This window comes from Ferruginibacter sp. SUN106 (assembly GCF_050611765.1).
In the GTDB taxonomy this organism is placed as follows: Bacteria; Bacteroidota; Bacteroidia; order Chitinophagales; family Chitinophagaceae; genus Ferruginibacter.
The window spans coordinates 544,375-560,955 of the sequence record NZ_JBODJC010000003.1; the positions used below are offsets into that span (position 1 = coordinate 544,375).

A 16,581-nucleotide genomic window follows, 5' to 3' on the forward strand; every position below is an offset into this window, starting at 1 on the left:
CGGTAAAAAGATATTTAAAATGAATGTTCCTTTTTGTACAAAGAGATCTTTTATTAATTACACTGCATTTTGCAGTTTTTTGCCTTGTTCAAAATCGCTGAGGTTTTGCAATGTTACCAATGCAATCTGGGTGAGAGCTTCGTCAGTTAAAAACCCCTGGTGGGATGTAATGAGTACATTGGGGAAACTAAGCAGGCGCATGATGATATCATCTTCAATAATATTTTCACTAAGGTCGTGAAAGAATAATTTTTCTTCCTGTTCGTACACATCAATACCTAAATAACCCAGCCTTCCCCTTTTCAATGCTTCAATAGCATCTCTCGTATCAATCAACGCACCACGGCTGGTATTAATAAGCATGGTACCATCTTTCATCATATCTAATGTAGTGCTGTTGATGAGATGTTTGGTTTGTTCCGTTAATGGGCAATGAAGGGAAATGATATTGCTTTGCTGCAATATATCCATCAGGGGTAAATATGCTACGCCTGCTGCTTCCAGGTCTTTATTAGCAATAATATCAAAGGCTAAAACTTTGCAACCAAGGCCAAGCATAATATGTGCAAAGCATTGCCCGATCTTACCGGTGCCAATTACGCCAACAGTTTTACCATACAGATCAAAACCGGTTAAACGATCGAGAGAAAAATTACCTTCTCGCACACGGTTGTAGGCTTTATGCGTTTTGCGGTTGAGCGTCATGATCAATGCCAGTGCATGTTCTGCCACTGCATGCGGTGAGTATGCCGGTACACGTACCACTGCAATGTTGTTTTCTCTGGCCGCACCCACATCAACATTATTAAAACCTGCGCAACGTTGTGCAATAATTTTAACGCCGGTTTCAGCTAATGCCTTAATCACTTCTGCATTCAACCTGTCGTTTACAAAAGCACAGATGGCATCGTTGCCTTTGGCAAGATTCACTGTTTGTTCATTCAACTGTGCTTCGAAAAATGTGATTTGGTGCTGCTGGTTATAGCGCTTAAAATATTCTTTGTCGTAAGGTTGTGTGGAGAAGAATGCAATTTTCATGCGGTGAATTTACACTACTATCCTTTACAACAAAATGATTTAGGTTATCCTTTTAAAAACAATTTGCAGGAAGCGCTTTAAAATCCCCGGTTGCCAACCGGGCTTCAATTATCGTATGATCATATTCAGCTGAAGCCCGGTATCTGTAAACAGTTTTTCAATTATGCAAAATGCCTTCTTTGTGTACTTCTTTTCTGGCGTTGGATATTCCACAAGTCAGCAGCTGTAAAATGTTTTTCCTGGTTAATAACTCCAAAGGCTAAAGTTTCTTTAACGATGGTAGTTAATTCTTTTGTTTCGCTTTTGCTTATTGATGTGAATAAGCTTTTGTTTTGTGTGTTCATTGTTTGAAGTTTTTATGGTTTATACTTTTTGTTTTTTGGTAAACCTTTTGTTTGATTACCTTGATAACACAAAGATAAGGCGAATTTTAGTACTATGCAAAACAAAGTAGTATAGATTAAGGTAGTATTGTTGAAAATTACAGCCCTCTATACTTACATAAATAAATGATTATCAATTATTTATTATTTTATTGCCCAAGATAAACAGCTTTTTTGTTGATTTTACGAACGGTAAATGGGCAGGTTAACTGGTAAAAATTAATAATACTACCTGCCGGAATGGGGTAAAAAAACTACCCAACCTGTTGCTTTAGCTTCAATTATCCGCCGGTTTACCAGTCAATTTTTTGGCCAGGTTCCGCCTTGTTGATCCATTTACCCTACTACATAAAAGTTCCATGGTTATCAGAACCAAAATCATCATTTCCACTTTTCCCCGTCATATTTTTTGTGGTTACACAGCTATACTTTGTAAGCACAATTTATTTTTTCATCTAAAAATTATTTTATGAAAAAGATATTCCTGCTGCTATTCTTCTTTCCTATACTAAATAACTATGCACAGAAATGGGAAAAGAATTACGACTTTGTAGATAACTGTGTATGCGGCCTTTCTAAAGTTAAAAAAAATGATAAGGTTGGCTATGTAAATAAAGAGGGTGTTGAAATTATAAAACCACAGTACGACGAAGGCCTGACTTTTAAAGAAGGCTATGCTGCAGTAAGACTGGATACAAAATGGTTGTACCTGGACAGTACCGGCAAAGCTATTACGGAAGCCATATTTGATGATGCCGTAAGCTTTAGTAATGGCCTGGCTGCAGTTTCAAAAAGTAACCTCTTTGGTTATATTAATACTAAAGGAGAAACAGCCATACCGTTTGAATTTGCAAGTGCCCGCAGTTTTGCAGAAGGCCTTGCTCCTGCTTCCAATGTAAAAGGCTATTGGGGTTATATAGATCCTAAGGGAAACTGGTTGATAAAACCTTCCTATGATTTTTCGGATTGTTTTGAAAACGGTGAGGCAAGGGTGATCAAAGGAGGAAAAGTATTTTACATCAACAAAGAAAATAAGATGGTACATGAATAGTTTCTCCTGGCTATTGTGCTTAATAAAAAACCGCTTTATGTAAAAATGAAGCGGTTATTTTTATCGTTATGTGTTGGTTATTGTAGTATCGAGAACTACATTGGTACGTCCTGAAAAACATGACTGGCCAAATTTCGAAACGAAAAATGTTCAGCCACAATATTGCCAAACCGTCTGAGGAAGTACAGAACTATTGATACAATCTGTAAATGATTAGTATACCGTAGCAATTATTTAACGGTTGCATAATTTTATTCTGTTTCTATAGCATGTTTTTTTATTAGTTCACTTAAAATCATTTGATAAGACTGTACTTGATTAGAAACGTTTCCTTCAACCACTATTTCCGCATTTAAATAATTAGATCTTTTAGGGTCGCATCTATAATTTACTTTGTCTCCAAAACCTAGCTTATTTACAAAAACAAAATTTTGTCCATCCTTGGTTAAAGTGAAAATTTCTAACTCATTTTCGCTCATTTTTACAATTTTGTACTCAGCAAAGTCTCGTTTTACACATTCCAAGAAATTGATAAATACTTGGTCAAGCCCACCCTGCAAAATTACATTTTTTCTTAGCTGACTTTTGTCACTACTGTATTTTGAAAAAAAGAATACTACTGCTATTGCAATAACAATTAAAATCCACATAGAAATTTGCTTATTAATTTATTTGGTTTCAAATACAGACATTTGCTTTATATAAAGATTACACAATAATAAGTAGGCTTGAGAATTAAGTTTGGTGTCTTTAGTGATGTATAAGTCTTTATCTTTTATAAATGTTTCTAACAACTCTAAGCATTCTAAATTATTATCTGCGTCATGTGCCCAGGTATAAACATCAGGGAAACAGGCAATGAAACAAGTGCTATAATGAGGAGAAAGTAATCCTAGGTATTTCTCTGTCAAAACCTTATTAATAGATGTAGTTCCGTAATTTGGCACACGATAGTCAAGAAATGAATAATTAGTAACTATATCAAAATTTTCCAGGCATTTATTTATGTCTAAGTCCCATGGAATGCTAAGTTTTTTTACTATTTCAACCATTTCAAGTCCTTCAGGGCTGAGTTCATTTCGTTTTTGGATTTCATACAATTCTTTTAAGTAATCGTTCCACTCATTCATGAATATTCGTTTTTTGTAAACTGAAATAAATTGAAGATAATCTTTCATATTTAACTATAACAAATAGTTTTGTTTACTTAGTAAAAAAATAGGTGTAAAAAGAGGCCTTCAAAATGTAAATTTTGAAGGCCTCTTTTACGATTATGAAACACAACTATTTTACCGGTGTAATACTAATTGCACAACCTCCTCCCCGTGCCAGTTTCAGGCTCAGTATCATTTTACTGTCTACCACTTGTTTACTGATCTTATAGGCAGCAGGGTTCTTTTCAAAATCTGCATCATCTGCATCCGCATAAATAGTAGCAGTGTATTTTTTTCCGGCATCTAAAAAAGAAAGGTCAACAGTTGCTGTTCTTGCATTTTCATTGGTGATGGCTCCTACAAACCAGTTGTTAGTGCCTTTTGCTTTCCTGGCTTCGGTAATATATTCGCCAGGTTCTGCTTCTAAATATTTACTATCATCCCAATCAAGAGCCACATCTTTTATAAACTGGAAGGCATCCATTTTCTTTTCATACACTTCAGGCAGATCGGCTGCCATTTGCAAAGGACTGCAAATAGTTACATACAAAGCCAGCTGTTTTGCCAATGTGGTGTGAATAGTTTCTTTTTTATTCTTGTCCCAGTAATTTAATTCCAATTGAAAAATACCCGGTGTATAATCCATTGGTCCACCCATAAACCTGGTGAAAGGAAAAATAGTTTCGTGCCGTGGTTTATTACCTTCACTCCATGCATTAAACTCCATACCACGTGCAGCTTCGCATGCCAGCCAGTTAGGATAAGTACGGCTTAAGCCTGTAGGACGAACGGGTTCATGTGCATCCAGCATAATTTTATAGCTGGCTGTTTTTTGCGCCACCCTCACATAATGATTTACCATCCATTGTCCGTCGTGATGTTCGCCACGGGGAATGATATGGCCTACATAGCCCGTCTTTACTGCATCATAGCCATTGGCCTTCATAAAACGGTAAGCCGTATCCATTTGCCTTTCGTAATTGGTAGCCGATCCGGATGTTTCGTGGTGCATGATTAGTTTTACTTTTTTGGACGCTGCATACCGATGCAATTCCTTTACATCAAAATCGGGATAAGGCGTAACAAAATCAAATACATTCTCTTTGTATTGGCCAAACCAATCTTCCCAACCCACATTCCAGCCTTCAACTAAAACTCCATCAAGGCCATTCTTTGATGCAAAGTCGATATAACGTTTTACATTAGCCGTAGTTGCACCGTGTTTACCCGAAGCTTTTAAATTCTTTGTATCAAAATTGGTGGCATTCTGGCTCCCTGCATAATCCCAGGTTGATTTGCCTACATGCATTTCCCACCATACGCCTACGTACTTGGTAGGTTTTATCCAGCTGGGATCTTTAATTACTGAAGGTTCGTTTAAATTTAAAATGGTGTGTGAAGCCAGGATATCTGTTGCTTTATCAGAAACGATGATCGTTCTCCATGGCGTTTTTGCCGGTGTTTGTAAATACGCTTTATTACCCAATGCATCAGGCACCAGTTTTGAAGTTAAATTGAAAGATGCTTTATCAACATGTAAATTCATAGCGGGATAATTTACCAATGCGGCTTCATGAATGTTGATGTATAAACCATCAGCCGATTTAAGCATTAATGGTGTTTGTACCGCATCTTTATCAAAGAACTGGTGGGCAAAAATGCTGGCAGCATATTTTGGGTCTTCGCCATTAACCTCACTCAGGCTGGTTACATTCGGACTAAATTCGTTACTATCATAATCGCCGGGTATCCAGAATGCTTTATGGTTGCCGGTAAGATGGAATTCTGTTTTTTCATCTGCTACAATAAAATGTTTCAGGTTTTTCTGTTCAGCAAATTCATAACGAAAACCAACGCCATCGTCAAAAACTTTAAACACAATCGTAAACTCAATAGCCTCGGCAGTTTTCTGGCTAAGCTTTACACTCAGCTGTGTATAATTATCACGTATTTCTTTTACATCGCCCCAAACCGGCTTCCAGGTAGTGTTTGAACTTATTTGCATGGAAGCAACCTCCGTTAAATTATTAGTTAAAGAAGGTAAAACTTTATCCGTCATGGTTTCTTTTAGCTCTAATCCAAGACCAGATGGCAGCATGATCGATTTGTTTTTGTACAACACTTCATACATCGGCGCTCCATTATCACCAAGCCAGAAATTAAGTGTAATGTTTTTGTTGGGAGAAGTAACAGTGGTTTTGGTTTGGGCTAAAGCAGCAGCACCAATTACCACTGCAAACACAGCAGCAAGCAATCTTTTATATAGCATCGTTTTTAATTTAGGCTGTAAATTTATTGATTATTGTGTAAAAAATACACAATTTATCTTTTTAATTTTGGTATTAAATAAAATGTATAAAAACAAATCGTTACCTGCTGTGGCTGTCTTTTCAAATACCTTATTTTTGTTGCGAAACCTAAACATTCGATGAATGATCAATACATGCAAAAACTGCGGTAATCACAATAAGGGTAATTTCTGCGGTGAATGTGGCCAAAAATTTTCTGTTACCAGTTTTACTTTCAGGCATATTTTTCATGAAGCCTTTCATGCATTTACACATGCGGATAAGGGCATTTTAGTATTGATGAAGCAGCTTATCCTGAACCCGGGAAATGTAGCTTATGAATATATAGCTGAAGGCAAACGGAAAAAATATTTTAACCTGTTTACTTTTTTTGTTTTTATTACTGCTATCGCTGCCTTTGTAGAAAGTAAGGAGCTGGCTATTAAAGAATCCATATTTCATGATAATAATGAATACGGCCATGCTTTTAATATTTACAGCAAAATTTTATTGCTGATCATCATACCGCTGGTAGGTTTTGTGATCTGGTTGTTACATGATAAAAAGAATGGCTTCCGCTATAGTGAGTATACTGTATTTGCAATGGTGCTGGTATCTATAAAAAGCATGTTTGATATTGTTGCTAATACCATCAATTATTTTTTAACTGCAGTTTTTAAGGTATACGGATCGGTACATGAAAATTTATTTTACGCAATTTTCTTAATTGCATTTATTGCCTATGCTAATTATGGTTTTCATAAAAAAATAAAAAAGAGCAGCTGGTGGCAAAGTACTTTAACTGGTATAGGTTTTGTTTTGGTGCAGATTGCCATTGCCATGTTTATAGTGTGGGCAGTATTCAGGGATTTTAATGGCCTGGGTATTTTCAGTATGTATGGCATACGATTCAGCTGAAACTGATGTTTATATGTTACTAAACTGCCGCCAGGTTTTTAATCGCTGGCGGCAGTTTTATAATAAACAAGTATTAAAATTATTTTTTCCCTGTAGCTGCCCAGAATATTCCGGCATACAAATGATTTAAAAATGCAGGATCATTATACACCGTTGGTAAATGCCCAAGCGCTGTATAAAAAGCACGACCGCCATCAAAATTGTGGTACCAGCTGATAGGATGCATTTTTCCCATACCCTCTCCTTTTTTGGGGCCCCAGTCTGCTTTCGGGTTATAAGAAGATTCGTCAACAGCAAGAATATATTTTAAGTCGGTAACTTTTTCAGGGCCAAATTGGTACCATTCATCTGTCCATAATTTATTATTGGCAAAGCCCTGCAGGCCGGGAAATTTATCATCCACGATATTCAGCTGTGCAGTTTGAATTACAGGATGAATATAAAACATGCGACCTACCAGTTTATTATACCAATCCCAATCGTATTCGGTATCAGAGGCACTGTGAATGCCTACATAGCCTTTACCGGATTGTATAAAACGTTCCATCACTTTTTGTTGTGCCGAATCAAAAATATCCCCTGTAGTATTTAAAAAGATGATCACCTGGAATTGTTCTACATATTTATCTGTAAATCCCTTGGGGTCTTCCCAAAGCACTACATCAAAAAAATTCTTTACCCCTAAATCTTTAAGGGCAATAAACCCATTGTGTATAGATTCGTGATGCCATCCCCTGGTGGTGGTTACTACTAATGCTTTAAATTGTTTTTGCTGGGCTGGTGTTGCGTTAATCATACTGAGTTCAATCAATAAAAAAATGAGGAGAAATTTTATTCCTTTCATACAAGCAATTTTACATTTAGGTTATGAAGGTAATTTAATATTTGCAATATACGCTCCTCTACGCCACCAAAAGTAAAATGCTCAGCTGTACACCATTACCTGTATTTCATCTTGTGCAATGCTATGCAATAGGGTAATGTGTGAATAATGTAACTTCTTAATAAAGTTATGTAACAGTTATCGTGTGAGATATGCTGACCTTTAAGTACGTGGAAACGTTCCCTTTAAATATTAAAAAAGACAAAGGCAGTTCATTCATCAATCTTCCATTCCGGTACTATTAAATTATAATTATGCCATTTATTAATTCGGTTCAAAATAATGAAAAGCCTGTAAGAATTTATTACGAAGATCTTGGCAAAGGGAAGCCAGTGGTTTTCATTCACGGCTGGCCCTTGAGCGGTTCGATGTGGGAATACCAGGTAACACAATTACCACAACATGGCTTACGCTGTATTATTTACGACCGGAGAGGTTTTGGACAGTCTGACCGGCCGTTTACAGGCTATGATTATAATACACTGGCCAGCGACCTTAAAGCTTTATTGGATGAATTAAATCTTAATGGTGTAACATTAGTTGGCTTTTCAATGGGTGGAGGAGAAATTGCAAAATATTTTTCACTCTATGGTGATGCCAGAGTTTCAAAAGTTGTTTTGATAAGTGCGGTAGTTCCCTTTTTATTGAAAACAGATGATAACCCGGATGGTGTACCAAAGGAACATTTTGCCGCCAATCAAAAAGCAATGATGGACGACCGGCCAACATTCCTGGAAGGTTTCAATAAAGATTTTTACAGTTTAGGTATATTAAATCAGCCGGTTAGCGAAGCCTATTTAACCAGTGCCTTAAACAAAGCAATGGATGCATCACCTGTTGCCACCATTGAATGTGCCAAATCATTTTCTTCTACTGATTTCAGAAAAGACCTGTTGAAAATAAATGTGCCTACACTTATCATACATGGGGATAAAGACAAAACGGTGCCGATAAAATTAACAGCAGAAAAATCGGTGACACTTATAGAGGGAGCGGTACTTAAGGTTTATGAAGGTGCACCACATGGACTGTGGTTTACAGATAAAGAAAAATTAAACCAGGACCTTATCGATTTTATCTAATATTCCAACATATGGCCAAGCCAATCAAAAAAGAAGAAGAAATACAGCAAAATCCTGATGCCAAAATTGACCAGGATTACCCGGGCTTTCCGCATCTTCCATCCGATAAAAAAAGTATTACACCACAAAATAAAACCGAAAAGAAACTTGCCGGAGCTGTAAGTAAAAAACAACCGAAAAAATCCTATGGTGGATAGTGTTTTTATAATACCTGATCGGTTATAATTAAATGTCGTATAAAAAAAGTATAAAAAAAGCAGGTAAAATATTATTGTACATACTTGGAAGTGTGGTGCTATTGTTATGTCTTTTTTTATTGTTTATTAATCTTCCTGTTGGAAAGCGAATAGTAAGAAACAAGGTACAGAATTACCTTGAGGCAAAGCTAAAAACCAAAGTTAGTATTGGCGCTATTGATTACAGTTTACCAAAATGGATTGAAATCAAATCTGTTTATATCGAAGATCAAAAAAAAGACACTTTAGTTTTTGGAGAAAAGATTGCTGTGGATATCAATATGATTCAATTGATAATGGGTAATACCAGTATCCAAAAATTATTGCTTAAAAATATTCTCATCAATATTAACCGGGCTGAAGAAGATTCAACTTTCAATTACCAGTTTGTTATTGATGCATTTGCCGGAACAAAGCCTGCCACACCGGTTGTAAAAGATACAGCAGCATTAAAAATAACTTTAGACAGGCTGTTGCTTGATCATGTTTCTTTACGGTTTAAAGATAAAAAAGATGGGAGAGATTTTGCTGCAGGCATACAACAACTTGATGCTACTTTAAATACATTTCAACCCGATAGAATAAATTTTGGTATACAAACTTTTAATGCTTCCGGGCTTGATTTCTTTATGAATACTTATAAAGAAACAGTAAAAGATTCCCTCCATTCAAATACCAGTACCGCAGCAAGCGAACCTTCTTACGGATTACATGTATCGGCAGCCGGTTTCGATATCAGGGATGTAAATGTAATTGTGGCTGACAAGACATCAGGATTATATTATGCTAACACCATTACCCATTTGGCATTACAAAATGTATTGTTTGACCAGGGACATACTTTGGTTACCACCGATGCACTTCGGTTAGATAGCTCCATTGTTCAGTTCATCAGCCCAAAGATCATCAATAAAAAAAATTCCGGTAATGCTCCCGGCAATAATATGCCCTGGGTGATCAATGCAAAAGAAATTTTGTTGAGTAATAATCATATCAGCTACGACGACAACAATCTTGCTAAGGCAGGAGGATTTGATTTCGGACATTTTAATATTAAAGGTCTTGGTGCCAAAATTACTGCATTCAGTTATGCTAAAAGCAAAACCGCTGCATTAGTAAACCAATTGAGTTTTAAAGATACCAGCGGATTTATACTGGATACAGTACATGCCAATTTTTTAATGACCGATTCTATTCTTTCGGCCAAAGAATTATATGTAAAATCGCCGCAGACACTTTTACAAAACCTTTTTGAAATTAAATATGATAGTCTAAATGGCATTGCTACTAATCCAAAGAACAGTTTGTTAACTGCAGTGCTCAAAAATTCCACCATTGCTTTTAACGATTTGTACTTGTTGGTTCCGGAATTAAAAACATCATTCCCTCCACAACAGTTTGCCAATAATTCGGTTCATTTTAATACTGAGTTAAGGGGTAATCTTGCACAGGTATATTTGCCCTACCTGCAACTGATTGGGTTTTCCGGCACCAGTTTAAATGCACATGGCACTTTATATAATCTTACTGATGTTACAAAATTTTCCTATGACCTGTATATAGATAAAAGTAATTTTTTAAAATCCGACCTTCTAAAATTTGTACCAAAAGAAAATCAATCCCTGCTTGTACAATTGCCTGATGTATTTAATTTAACCGGGCATATTACAGGCAATAAAGAAAACCTGGTGGCTGATATTCAAACCAATGGAAAAGGTATTGCATTTAATGGCATTTTTACACTAAGGAATATTTCCAATCCTGCAAAACTAAAATACGATTTCGCCATTAGAAGCGGTACAATCGATAAAAACATTATTCTTGGATTTATACCACCGGGATCATTGCCTCCTGGAATAAATCTTCCGGATAAAGTGAGCATCAGTGGCCTGCTGAAAGGCGATATAAAAAACCTGGTTGCCGATGTTAAAATCAATGACAGTTACGGACAAGCTACTGTAAAAGGTTTTATTAAGAATATGACCGATCCTGCGACAGCAGTTTACGATTTGTTTATTACCACCAACAACTATGAAATTGGCAAACTCATCCGGCAGGACACGATAATTGGAAAAGTTACCGGTGCATTTACAGCAAAAGGTAAAGGCTTTGATTATAAGACCATGCAAAGTACCATTACAGCGTCTGTACAACAATTACAGTATAATAAATACAATTACCAGCATGCCGAAGTATTTACAGTTTTTAATGCAGGAATAATTGATAGCAGGGGATCGATCAATGACAGCAGTGTAAAATTGCATTACGATATAAAAGCGAATGTTCAGCAAGAATATCCTTCAATTACTGGTATTGTAAAAGTAGATACGGCGCAATTACAAAAATTACATTTATATAAAGACACCCTAAATTTTTCTTTAGCAGCGAATATCCATGCAGATAATTTACAACCACGTAACCTCAGTATCAATACCGTAATTGATTCTATAAAAATGCAGGTTGGTAAGAATTTATATTCACTGGATAGTGTTTCATTGGTGGCTACATCTGCCGCAGGAAAAGACGATATTAATTTTAATACTTCTTTTGCCAACCTGCATGCAAACGGTGCATTTGATTATGATAAAGTTGGCGATGCCATTGTACAATACGTAAATCATTATTATAAGATATCCGATTCGGTAAATATAAAAAATATCCCCGGCCAGCAACTCAGCTTTGAAGGCAATATAAAAAAACATCCGTTTCTGATTGGTATTATACCCGGACTTAAAGATTATAATGACATTAATTTTAAAGGCAGTTTTGCATCAGCCAATACAGACAGTGCATTAAACCTGAGTATGACACTCCCCTATCTTGCCTACGAGGATAAGGCTTTAAGAAATGGCGTAATTAACTTCGGATCAAAAAGTGAGCGCATTAATTATGCCATAACTTTCGACACTTTAAATTATAAAGCCAATACTTTTTATGGCACTGCCCTAAAAGGAAGTGCAGCAAGGGATAGTATTTTATTAAGTGCTTTTACACAGGACAATAAAAGAAAAGACTGGTTTGGATTGAAAGCGTCTCTTTCTGAAAGCAACAGTATTTATTCCTTCAGGTTAAAAGATAGTTTACTGCTGAATTATGAAAAGTGGAATGTAACCACAGATAACTATATCAATTATTCTCCCGCCGGTTTAATCATTCATAATTTTTTAATAACCAGTGATACTTCTACTATTTCCATTAAAAGCAGGGCTGAAATTGTGAATAGCCCTATAGATATTGCCATTGACAATTTTAATTTCAAAAGTATCAGCGCTATTATAAGTAATGATACTTTATTTGCTTCCGGCATCATGGATGCTAAAATGGAAGTGAATGATCTGTATAAAAATATTCCTGCCTTTACCGGAAACCTTACTATCACTGATTTACAGGTAATGCAGCAACCGATGGGGAATTTAACCGGTTCAGCTAAAAAACAATCGGAAAATAATATTACTGCTACCCTTTCGCTTTTGGGAAACGGAAATGATATTACTGCGAATGGAAATTATTACCTGAATAACGAACAGCAGGAATTTGACTTTTTCACCGACATCAAAAAATTAAATATTGCAACGCTGCAAGGTTTTTCGAGTGGAAAACTAAAGAATGCAACAGGCAATATTCATGGAGACTTTACCGCCAATGGAAAATTTGCTGACCCGAGATGGAAAGGTGCATTGAACTTTGACACTACCCAATTTACTGTAACCGACCTTGGCACTGCTTTTAAAGCAGACAATCAAAAAATAACTTTTGACTACCCGGTAATAAAACTGGATAATTTTACGATCAGGGATTCATTAAATCACCAGATGAAAATTGATGGCGTTGTTACTGTTGAGCCGAAAAGTGTGTTTGATCTGAAGCTGGATATCAATGCAACAGATTTTATTGTACTCAATGCCCCAAGATCATTTACTAATGAGTTGTATGGATTTGCAGCTATTGATGCCAATATTTCCCTTACAGGCAATTCTGTTTCTCCGGATATAGAAGGTGATATTTATGTAAAAGATAAAAGCAATGTAACTATTGTTATTCCTGAAAAAAGTTATGGCAAAGACGAAGGAAGAACAATAGTGCGGTTTATTGATCGTGACACTTTTGAAATCAATCCTCCTGTAACACCATTTGTTCAGGAAAGAGATGTGCAATCAAATTTTGCACAGTTTTTAAATTACAACCTGAATATTGAAATTCAAAAGAAAGCAGCGTTAACCATAATCATTGACCCGGCAACAGGCGATGAAATAAAAGTGCAGGGAGATGCCAGGTTAAATGCAGGTGTAGATCCCGGTGGCAATATCATTCTTGCAGGAAATTATAACCTGGATAATGGTTACTATCTTTTCAATTACCAGTTCCTGCAAAGAAAATTTATTCTTCAAAAAGGCAGCAGCATTGTGTTTGGTGGTGAACCTATGAAAGCCAAATTAGATGTTGTAGCTGCATATACAGTTAATACCGCAGCAAAAGACCTTTTAGGAAATGAAGTAGGAAGTGTTGACCCTTTACTTTCCAATTCTTTCAATCAAAAAGTTCCGTTTAAGGTTGTGTTGTATTTAACAGGCGAACTAAGTAAACCCACTATAAAATTTGATATCCAGTTAACAGAAGAAAATGCGGTGATCAGCAGCGACCTGAGAACAACGATTGAAAATAAACTCACTCAAATAAGGGGTGATGAATCAGCTACCAATAAACAGGTTTTTTCTTTATTATTATTAGGAAGGTTTACCGGAGAACAAAGTAGTGACTTTTTTAAAGGCAATGGTAACGATTTTAATGATATTGCCCGCCAGAGCGTAAGCCAGTTTTTATCCGGCGCATTAAATGAAATTGCAGGTAACCTGTTGAAAGGAGTTGATATAGACCTTAACCTTAACAGCTACCGTGATTATAGTAATGGCGGCAATGCACAACGTACCGATTTGAATGTGGCATTAAGCAAAACTTTTTTAGATGATAAGATTACTGTGAGTGTAGGCAAAAACTTTGGTGTGCAGGGACAAGATGCAGCTGCAAAAGCCAATAACAGTTTTATACCCGATGTTACCATTGCTTATAAATTAACCAAAGATGGCAAATATTTATTAAGAGCATATCGTAAAAATCAATTTGAAGTAGTACTGGATGGTTATGTAGTGGAAACAGGATTAGGTTTTTTAGTAACCATGGATTATGACAAATTCAATGAATTGTTCAAAAGAAAAAAGAAGAAATAATTTATTACAAACATTCATGAAGGGATATTTTTTTACAGGATTGATTGTATTACTCATTGCATCGTCATGCAGTGTAAGGCGTTATTTGCCTGCAGGGGAAAAATTATATAATGGCGCTACCATTAAAGTTGAAAAGAATGACGCTGTAAAAACCAGCAGCAAACAATTAAAAAAACAATTGAAGCTGGCTGTTACGCCACGCCGGAATAAATTTTTACTAGGACAACCTTATAAAGTATGGTGGTGGTATAAAATCGGCGAGCCGCATGCCAGTAAAAAAGAAAAAGGATTACGTGCATTTTTAAGAAAAAAATTAGGAGAGCCACCTGTGCTCAGCAGCAGGGTAAATGCAGCCGTTACAGCAGAAAACATGCAGGCCTTTATGGAAAACACGGGTTACTTTCATTCAACAGTGCAAGGCGATACCACAAGCAAGGGCTATTTTGTAAAAGCAATTTATAAGGCAATGGTGCAGCCGCAGTACCATATTAAAAGTATCACCTGGGTTAGCGACAGTTCTGCATTGTTAAAGTTATTAGAACAAAGACAAAAAAGAGGTATCCTTAAAACCGGGCAGCCTTACAGGTTGAGTGATATCAGTGCAGAAAGAGATGAATTGGATATTTTTCTTAAAACAAAAGGCTATTTCTATTTCAATCCCGATTACCTGATGGCTTATGCGGATACCACTATTGGTAACAGGGAATTAGCCTTGTACCTGAACGTAAAAAAATCAACGCCGGAGAAAGCAAAATATCCTTACACTATTAATAAGATCATAGTATTTGCTGATTACTCATTGGTTGCTGCAAAACTTGATACCAGCATGCTGGGTGCCCTGCCATACGAAGGATTAATTATTAAAGACACTGCGAAAAAATTTAATCCTCGCCTGTTTGCACAAACAATTACATACCGGCCCGGCAGTGTATATAGCAGCCGTGCACAGAACACTACACTAAACCGTTTCATAAGCCTGGGCGCCTTTAAATTTGTAAAGAACCGTTTTGAATCGGTAAAGGATTCTAATAATCACAAACTAAATGTGTATTATTATTTAACGCCTGCAAAAAAGAAATCTTTCCAGGGAGAAATAGATGGTTTCTCAAAAGATAATAATTCTTTAGGCACACAGGTAAGTGTGAATTGGAAAAACAGGAATCTTTTTCATGGTGCAGAGTTGCTTACTGTAAAAGCTTACACCGGAGTTGAAGCATCGTTTGCAGATTCAACACGTAATAACAATAGTTTTCGTATTGGTGGCGAAGTAGGTATTAAATTCCCCCGCTATGCTATCCCCTTCTTTCATATCAGGGAAAACAATTATTACACTCCTAATACTAATTTATTGATCGGGTATGAATTATACAGGAAGCAATTGTTTTACACCAAAAATTTATTCCGCCTGCAATACGATTTTACCTGGAAACAAAATATAAGGAATGAATTTACACTGGCACCGATAGCATTAAGTTACCTGAATGCCAGTAATGTAACGGATAGTTTTTATAAACAGGCGTTGATCAATCCTGCTATTTTATTAAATGTATATTCCGAAGCTGTATTGGGCACTTATTTTTCTTACACCTACAACAGCACACAACGCAACCGGAAAGACAAATGGTATTTTAATGCCAGTATTGATCTCTCCGGCAACATAACCGGGTTAATAACAGGCGCTAAAAGAGTAAGAGAAAAAAAAGTCTTCAACACACCATTTGCACAATATGTAAAAACAGATTTTGATGTACACTATACCCATCGCTTTACCAATAAATGGGATTGGGCAAATCGTTTCCAGGTTGGTATTGGTATACCTTATAATAATTCAGCCATGTTACCCTTTGCCAAACAATACATTATTGGAGGATCGAGTTCTGTCCGTGGATTCCGTGTCCGCAGTTTAGGGCCGGGCACTCACCAGCCTTCAGCCGCAGACCAACAATATTTCCAGATCATTGGGGGTGATTATAAATTTCTATTCAATTCTGAAATAAGAATTCCAATTACCTCAATCGTTAGTGGTGCCATATTTTTTGATGCAGGCAATATCTGGACAAAAGATACTGTGGCATTTGGCCCTGCTGCAAAACTGAGTAAAGACTGGTATAAAGAATTAGCAGTAGCATCCGGTATTGGTTTACGTTTTGATGCTACTGTTTTAGTGATAAGGGCAGATCTTGGTATCCCACTGAGAAAACCATTTTTACCATCCTCACAAAGATGGGTGTTAAACCAGATTGATTTTGGAAGCAGTGCCTGGAGGAAAGAAAATCTTGTTCTGAATATTGCATTAGGTATGCCTTTTTAAATGAACCGTATT

12 protein-coding genes are annotated in these 16,581 nt (G+C 36.3%); 6 read left to right on the plus strand and 6 right to left on the minus strand.

Going from position 1 to position 16,581, the window contains the following annotated elements; all coding sequences use genetic code 11:
• Positions 1-57: 57 nt before the first annotated feature.
• A complete protein-coding gene (locus tag ACQ334_RS13895; RefSeq protein ID WP_430988835.1) occupies positions 58-1,038 on the minus strand; it encodes a 2-hydroxyacid dehydrogenase in 981 nt (326 codons plus the stop codon).
• Between the two features lie 161 nt (positions 1,039-1,199).
• Positions 1,200-1,382 (minus strand): hypothetical protein, encoded by a 183-nt coding sequence (locus ACQ334_RS13900; protein ID WP_430988836.1) that lies wholly within the window; start codon positions 1,380-1,382, stop codon positions 1,200-1,202.
• 508 nt (positions 1,383-1,890) lie between these two features.
• Between ACQ334_RS13900 and ACQ334_RS13905 the strand changes: the two genes are divergently transcribed.
• On the plus strand, positions 1,891-2,472 hold the full coding sequence (locus ACQ334_RS13905; RefSeq protein ID WP_430988837.1) for a WG repeat-containing protein: 582 nt from the start codon (positions 1,891-1,893) through the stop codon (positions 2,470-2,472).
• Between the two features lie 251 nt (positions 2,473-2,723).
• Here the strand turns inward: ACQ334_RS13905 and ACQ334_RS13910 are convergent, their stop codons facing one another.
• From ACQ334_RS13910 to ACQ334_RS13920, 3 genes are all read right to left on the minus strand, one after another.
• Complete coding sequence (locus ACQ334_RS13910) at positions 2,724-3,122, minus strand: hypothetical protein (RefSeq protein ID WP_430988838.1); 399 nt, start codon at positions 3,120-3,122, stop codon at positions 2,724-2,726.
• Between the two features lie 18 nt (positions 3,123-3,140).
• The gene (locus ACQ334_RS13915) at positions 3,141-3,602 is read right to left on the minus strand and encodes a hypothetical protein (protein ID WP_430988839.1); all 462 of its coding nucleotides are present in this window, start codon (positions 3,600-3,602) and stop codon (positions 3,141-3,143) included.
• Positions 3,603-3,756: 154 nt separating this feature from the next.
• A complete protein-coding gene (locus ACQ334_RS13920; protein WP_430988840.1) occupies positions 3,757-5,895 on the minus strand; it encodes a glycoside hydrolase family 97 protein in 2,139 nt (712 codons plus the stop codon).
• A 163-nt stretch (positions 5,896-6,058) separates the two neighbouring features.
• Here ACQ334_RS13920 and ACQ334_RS13925 point away from each other — a divergent pair, with 163 nt between their 5' ends.
• Positions 6,059-6,832 carry a DUF3667 domain-containing protein gene (locus ACQ334_RS13925; RefSeq protein ID WP_430988841.1) on the plus strand — a complete coding sequence of 258 codons (774 nt, stop codon included), beginning with the start codon at positions 6,059-6,061 and terminating at the stop codon, positions 6,830-6,832.
• A 79-nt stretch (positions 6,833-6,911) separates the two neighbouring features.
• Here ACQ334_RS13925 and ACQ334_RS13930 read toward each other — a convergent pair whose 3' ends face one another.
• Complete coding sequence (locus ACQ334_RS13930) at positions 6,912-7,676, minus strand: ThuA domain-containing protein (protein WP_430988842.1); 765 nt, start codon at positions 7,674-7,676, stop codon at positions 6,912-6,914.
• Between the two features lie 293 nt (positions 7,677-7,969).
• Between ACQ334_RS13930 and ACQ334_RS13935 the strand changes: the two genes are divergently transcribed.
• The 4 genes from ACQ334_RS13935 to ACQ334_RS13950 are packed head-to-tail and all read left to right on the plus strand — an operon-like array spanning position 7,970 to position 16,569.
• Positions 7,970-8,797 carry an alpha/beta fold hydrolase gene (locus tag ACQ334_RS13935; protein WP_430988843.1) on the plus strand — a complete coding sequence of 276 codons (828 nt, stop codon included), beginning with the start codon at positions 7,970-7,972 and terminating at the stop codon, positions 8,795-8,797.
• An 11-nt stretch (positions 8,798-8,808) separates the two neighbouring features.
• Positions 8,809-8,994, plus strand: a complete 186-nt coding sequence (locus ACQ334_RS13940) for a hypothetical protein (RefSeq protein WP_430988844.1) — start codon at positions 8,809-8,811, stop codon at positions 8,992-8,994.
• A 32-nt stretch (positions 8,995-9,026) separates the two neighbouring features.
• Positions 9,027-14,258, plus strand: a complete 5,232-nt coding sequence (locus ACQ334_RS13945; protein ID WP_430988845.1) for a translocation/assembly module TamB domain-containing protein — start codon at positions 9,027-9,029, stop codon at positions 14,256-14,258.
• Positions 14,215-16,569 (plus strand): BamA/TamA family outer membrane protein, encoded by a 2,355-nt coding sequence (locus ACQ334_RS13950; protein WP_430988846.1) that lies wholly within the window; start codon positions 14,215-14,217, stop codon positions 16,567-16,569. Before ACQ334_RS13945 ends, ACQ334_RS13950 begins: the two co-directional genes overlap by 44 nt.
• Positions 16,570-16,581: the final 12 nt, after the last annotated feature.